This is a genomic window from Halarsenatibacter silvermanii, from assembly GCF_900103135.1.
Classification (GTDB): Bacteria; Bacillota; Halanaerobiia; order Halanaerobiales; family Halarsenatibacteraceae; genus Halarsenatibacter; species Halarsenatibacter silvermanii.
This window is the reverse complement of sequence record NZ_FNGO01000044.1, coordinates 1-5,548: the sequence shown is the minus strand read 5'-3', so window position 1 is coordinate 5,548 and position 5,548 is coordinate 1. Positions and strand designations below refer to the sequence as shown.

5 protein-coding genes and 1 pseudogene are annotated in these 5,548 nt (G+C 44.2%); 4 read left to right on the top strand and 2 right to left on the bottom strand.

Annotated features, from left to right (window positions below; genetic code table 11):
* The 4 genes and pseudogenes from BLT15_RS12615 to BLT15_RS12605 form a co-directional block, all read left to right on the top strand.
* Window positions 1-279: pseudogene (locus BLT15_RS12615) on the top strand (hypothetical protein); the annotation flags it as partial.
* Between the two features lie 136 nt (window positions 280-415).
* A complete protein-coding gene (locus tag BLT15_RS12610; RefSeq protein ID WP_089762378.1) occupies window positions 416-715 on the top strand; it encodes a nucleotidyltransferase family protein in 300 nt (99 codons plus the stop codon).
* Window positions 716-862: 147 nt separating this feature from the next.
* Entirely contained in the window at window positions 863-994 is a 132-nt protein-coding gene (locus tag BLT15_RS13705; RefSeq protein WP_268762271.1) for a hypothetical protein, read from the top strand.
* Window positions 995-1,064: 70 nt separating this feature from the next.
* A complete protein-coding gene (locus tag BLT15_RS12605; protein WP_089762376.1) occupies window positions 1,065-4,040 on the top strand; it encodes a DUF1186 domain-containing protein in 2,976 nt (991 codons plus the stop codon).
* Between the two features lie 134 nt (window positions 4,041-4,174).
* On the opposite strand, the gene BLT15_RS12600 is transcribed toward BLT15_RS12605, so the two are convergent.
* Together BLT15_RS12600 and BLT15_RS12595 are read right to left on the bottom strand one after the other, a co-directional pair.
* Complete coding sequence (locus BLT15_RS12600) at window positions 4,175-4,387, bottom strand: hypothetical protein (RefSeq protein WP_089762372.1); 213 nt, start codon at window positions 4,385-4,387, stop codon at window positions 4,175-4,177.
* 85 nt (window positions 4,388-4,472) lie between these two features.
* Entirely contained in the window at window positions 4,473-5,474 is a 1,002-nt protein-coding gene (locus tag BLT15_RS12595) for an Rpn family recombination-promoting nuclease/putative transposase (protein ID WP_089762370.1), read from the bottom strand.
* Window positions 5,475-5,548: the final 74 nt, after the last annotated feature.

Below are 5,548 nucleotides of genomic sequence, written 5' to 3'. Positions count from 1 at the left end.
AGCAGGCCTATGGGCTGGAGCAGGACAGGGATGGATAGAATGTCACGTTTGAGAGCCTTCAGATTCAACGGTGGTAACAGGAATGATATTTTAGAGCTTATCAGACGTAATAGACGAGAAAAAAGAATTGAAGAAACTGTCAAAAAAGTTGCTGGCGGCGGCACATATCAAAGCAGCAGCCTAACCAGTGCTCTTGGTGAAAGAAAGCAAAACATTCCCGCCCTGAAAAAGGGGGAGAGAAACGCAATTTATCATCTTATGAAGGGGGCATCGAGATAATATTTTCATGGGGGGGAGTCCTCTTTTTATTCCCCAACCCACATTTACTTGACATCGTCGGAAAGCTTAGGAAGATGATATTATCCCTATTATATGATATAATTTTATTGAGTGAATTAAAGAGTGAGGTGTAATTATGTTAGACAAAAAAGAGATAGCTGATGAATACAAAAATGATATAAATAAAGCCATTGAAATATTGAAGGATGCTGGCTGTGAAGAAATATATTTATTTGGTTCGCTGGCTAGAGGCGAAGACAGGAAAAATGCGGATATTGATCTGGCCATAAGAGGTTGTCCTGAGGGTGTATATTTTTCTCTGATCGGGAAGCTAATTATAGAGCTGGAACATTCTGTGGATTTGGTCAATCTTGATAAGGCTAATGATTTTGCTGAATTATTAGAAGATGAAGGAGAACTTGTTCATGTCAGCTAATAATCTAACCCGAAAAATTGAATTTGAAATAAAACAGATAGACAAGCTGCTTCATAATTATGAAAAGCTTATAGAGGATGTGGGAGAAATACTTGAATAAAGATATATTTTAATGAACTGATCGTGAAGTAATTAAAGGATGATAATATGGAGACCATTGCTGATGAGCTAATGGAAAAAGAGAAAAAAGATATGGTTATTAAGTTATTAGAAAAAAGAATAGGTGAGCTGACTGATGCTTTGGAAACTGCAGTCTGTGGTGAGAAACATAGACTGTAGTTTTATATTTTTGGCATACCGATAAAATATTGGGCAGCAGATATTCTGTAATTATTGCTGGAGGGATAATATGGCGAAAATGAGAGGTTTAAAAAATATAATCAGAGAAAATTTTGAGCGGAACCGGCCTGCTCGCAGCTACAAAGTGGGGCGCAATGACCTCTGCCCCTGTGGCAGCGGTCAAAAGTACAAAAAGTGCTGTGACAGGGTCAGGCCGGAGCGGGAAAAAGAGCAGTACTTTCGGGCTGTCGAGGATATCTTTTTTGATGCCTCCAATGGCCCCCACAACATGAAGGGATTAAGAATACGAAGGATCATTGTACCTCTGGAGGATGCTATAGACGATTATCCACTGAGCGTTGAATTTCTGGAAGTGCTGGCTGCAGCCTGCCTTAATGTTAATGAAAATGAGAGAGCGGATGAGATTTTGGGGAGACTGTGGCGCCTGCAGGGTCCGGAAATGAGGGATATGCTCCTGCGCCCATACTGTAATTTTCTGTTTGGCGATGCCAGGTGGTCTGAACTGGATGAGGTGCTGCAGGAATGCGAAGATTTCAGGGATGAAAATAGATTTCTGACTGCCTACCACGGGCTGTCTTTGCTCAACGTGGGAGATTCCGCCCGGGGAGAGGAGATGCTGTGGGAGGCCCTGGACTCCCGGGAGCTTACGGAAGAAAAGAAGGAAGAACTGCTGGACGCTCTGTGGGGCGAGGGGTTTAAGAGACTGGCGCTTGAGGTCTATGTGCAGGAATATGAGGGGCACAGCAGCATTTTAGAGGATCCTCCCCATGAGGAGTTAGAGCGGCCCGAGATGGAAAAGACGCTCTGCTCGCTCTTCAGCTGCAAGAGAGCCAATAGCTCTTCACTCCAGCAGTGGGGAGAGAAACTGCTGAAGATGCTGGAAATAGCGGAAGAAAACGGACAAGAAGCTGAGATGAATGCTATCTCCGCTGATGTCAACCTGCCTCTGGCCTGTATGCGCTGGCTCTGCCACTGTGATAATTATGAGCTGATGGATACCGCCGGAGACCTGCTGAAAAACCATCCCGACCTGGCAGATATCGCTGCCCTTGACCGGAAGAGCCGGGATGAGGATGTTTATGAGCAGGAGAAGAAAGAGCAGGCCGATGTGGTTGAATTTTATAAATTGCGAGCTTTGAGTATGTATATGCTCAACCGCCGGGAACAGCTGGTACATATGATCAGAGACAATTTCTCCTTTGCAGCCTCTGAATTCAGCAGTGAGCCGGATAGATACGAAGGAGAGAAGTGTGAGCTGTTTCTGCTGAGTCAGCTGGCCGGAATCTCACTGGACGGGGAAAAAGAAGTCCGCCGCCAGGTGGAGAAGATGTTATGTGCCGGAAACAGTCAGCCTCAGAATAAGCAGAGGGTACAGCGGGAGCTTGCTGCACTGCGCCTGCTGCTGAGAGGGCTGCGCGAGGTGAACACCGCCATCTCCGATCTCGAAATGGGGGAGCGTCTAAAGTCGCTTCTGCACAGTATCTATGCCGGGAAAGCTGAGAATGAAGAAGAACTTCCGGCTGCGGATTATGATGATCTGGTGGCCATCCAGGCCTATGAGCGGTTGACTTCCTTTAAGCTGTGGCTGGCCGCTGAGGAGGAGCCCCATTTGCCCTTTCAGGCTGTGGCTGCAGCTAAGGCCAGCGAACAAAGGCCGGACTTTCTGGCAGGATTTCTGACTTTTGCGGCCCGGGTGGAGGAAGATATGCTCGCCAGGCCCCGGGGTGCTGCTCACAGGCTGGTTGACCTTATCGACAGACTGGGAGAGATGAAAAAAGAAGAATGGCGGAAAGGGCTGGGCCGGGTATTCTCTGCTCCTGCTTTTTTACCCGAGGATGTACGGGCCCGGCTTGAGGCCAGGCTGTGGCAGTTTACGGCCCGAAAGCCGGAGGAAACCGACCGGGAAGAAGAGGATAAGCTGCTGGAGGATGTGGAAAAAGTTCTTGCTCAGGAAGGGGAAAAACTGGATGAACGGGAGATTTTATTTTACAAATTCGTCTCCCGGGCTGCAGCCGAAAGAAGACCGGAGGCTTTTGCGGTTCTGGAGAAAGCCGTGGAGGTCACAGGTCAGAGTCTGCCAGCCCTGCCTCTTAAGGGGTCAGAAGCAACTTATTTCGACGGTTTTTTCGGATTTGCCCGGTTTTATATTCCGAAAGTAGAGATAGAATGGTATCTGCTGAACAGGGATATGACCAGTGAGGAACTGAGGGAAATGGAACCGAGAGTCAGGGAAGAGCTGGAAGAGGAGCTGCTCGAGGCGGATAGCGAGAGAGTTATGGAGCTTTTAAGTGATGCGGACAGCACTTCCAGACTCTACACTGCTATCAGAGCAGCTTCACAGCGTCCCCGGGATGTCACCCCTCATCTGCTGCGGGTGCTTGAGGATACCGCTGCCACCATGGAAGAGGCGGCGAAGAGTGGGACTGCCCCCGATGTTTCCATGCTTCCCATCTATGCGCTGTTTCTTCTGGCCGATTTTGGCGAGGAACGGGCTTTTCCCCTTGCTCTGGAAATAATATCTCACCGGGAAAAAGTGGTCGATCCGGTGCTGGGTGATGTGCTGACAGAAGATATTCCCCGGGTGCTTCTCTCAGTTTTTAATGGTGATCTCCAGGCTTTAAAGGATGTCATCGAGAATGAGAGCATTGCTCACGTTTCGCGCACAGCGGCTCTGGAAACTCTGGTGCTGCTGGTGGCTGACGGCCAGCTGGAGCGAGAAGAGGTAAAGGATTATTTTTCCTATCTGTACCGGGAAGGCCTGAAGCGAAAGAAGGATTCTTTTATCTGGGGAATTCTGGTCACCGAGACAAAGAATTTGAGGCTGGAGGAGCTTAAATCACTGGCCGAGATGGGATATGAAGAAGGTTATGTAAATGAATATGTCTTCCCCCGGGATGAGCTGCTGGAGGGAATAGACTGTGATGATAAAGATGAAAAGCTGGCCCAACTCTATGATCGAGAAGGTATTTTTGAGCGCTATCTTCCCATCAGTGATGCTGCTGAAGTGGCCGGGAGATGGCTTTAATCCCCTCAGCTATTATAGAAAGAATATTTTCCAGGAACTTATCTATCTGGTTAATTTGATAATGAATTTTATCTTTCATTTCCTCTTAATCATGAGATATTTAATAATTTCCTTACTCCTAAATAGGATAATAGTTATTCTTCGAGAACATCTCGTACATCATCTAAAGTTACTATATCTGAAAAACTATTTATAAGGGTATCAATACCGTCTTCATCAGCTTTTTCAATTTTTGCTTCTATATCTTCAGGCAAAGTTTTAGAGAATCTATTACGCAATAATTTAATCAAAGTTTCTTTTCTACCTTTATCTTTGCCTTCATCTTGGATAGTGTCATAGAGACTCATATCTTTCTGCTCCCCTTTGGTTAATATTTAGCAAAAAAATTTCAATATAAGGTTGGTGATGATAAAAAAACTATCAGTAAAAAATTTAATTTAATAAATTCCTGATTTCTTCATAGGAATCTATTTCAAATAACTGATCTGAAATTTCTAATACCTTGTCTTCATCAGCTGAGTTAATTTTTTCTTTAACATCTTCAGGGAGAGGTTGAGAGAATTTATTCTTCAGCATTCTAACTAATAGTTCCTTTTTGCCCCTATCTTTGCCTTCTTCAACAAATTGTTCTTTTAACTGCATAATAGAGTTCCTCCTTTCAGAAAGCTTTTCTGAGGTAGAGCTTAAGATTTTTGGGGTATCAAAATAAGGGTTTGCATTGGCTAAATACAGGATTAGAGTTTGGAGGAATCTTTTCAATAACTCCATTGATGTCCATTTATCTGGGTCTTGGAAGATTTCCAGCAACTTAAAGTATCTCTGCCAGGCTTCTTCTTCAGTTTCAGCATTGGCAACATACAGGACATTGATATAGGCTTTTGTTTCAGGTGATAATGTCTTCTCCAGAAATTTCATTGCATCATCTAGAGTTAAAAGCAGGTATTCAAAATCAGGTGTGTAGTTTTCCAAAATAGAGACATCACCAGTCAGCAAATCTCTAAGTCTTGTAGGAGCAGTCCAGTCTTCTGAACCATGATAAAAAATGATAGGCATAACCTGAGGACTTGTACCATCGCTATATTTATCACTGTAAATATTGTGCAGATATCTCAAAGTTTTAAAAGCTGTCATTCTTTTAACTGTGCTTTTGTGTTCAAATAGAACACAAATATAGCCAGGACTGCCATCAGCTAAAGTTGTGGTGAAGACTGCATCAGTAATGGACTCTTTCAGCATATCATCCACATAACTATCTTTGGTTCTGCTTAGAGAGTCAAGATTTAATTTCTTTTTCACATCCTGTGGTAGAGAAAAGTCCAGGAAATCAGCCATAACTTCCTCATCACCTAAAGACCACTTGAAGAGCTTATCATGAGGGTTGTTGACTTCTGAAGGATTAAATTCAGTGGAATTATTATTGCTGTTGTTGTTCATTAGATTGTTCGCTCCTATCTATATTAAAATTATATCACATTCAGCAGGAATATGGAAAGGCCTGGCTGCATCTG

Excerpts from the sequence above, each read along its gene's own strand:
- BLT15_RS12610 (WP_089762378.1), top strand. The coding sequence starts at position 416 with ATGTTAGACAAAAAAGAGATAGCTGATGAATACAAAAATGATATAAAT.
- BLT15_RS13705 (WP_268762271.1), top strand. The coding sequence starts at position 863 with ATGGAGACCATTGCTGATGAGCTAATGGAAAAAGAGAAAAAAGATATG.
- BLT15_RS12605 (WP_089762376.1), top strand. The coding sequence starts at position 1,065 with ATGGCGAAAATGAGAGGTTTAAAAAATATAATCAGAGAAAATTTTGAG.
- BLT15_RS12600 (WP_089762372.1), bottom strand. The coding sequence starts at position 4,387 with ATGAGTCTCTATGACACTATCCAAGATGAAGGCAAAGATAAAGGTAGA.
- BLT15_RS12595 (WP_089762370.1), bottom strand. The coding sequence starts at position 5,474 with ATGAACAACAACAGCAATAATAATTCCACTGAATTTAATCCTTCAGAA.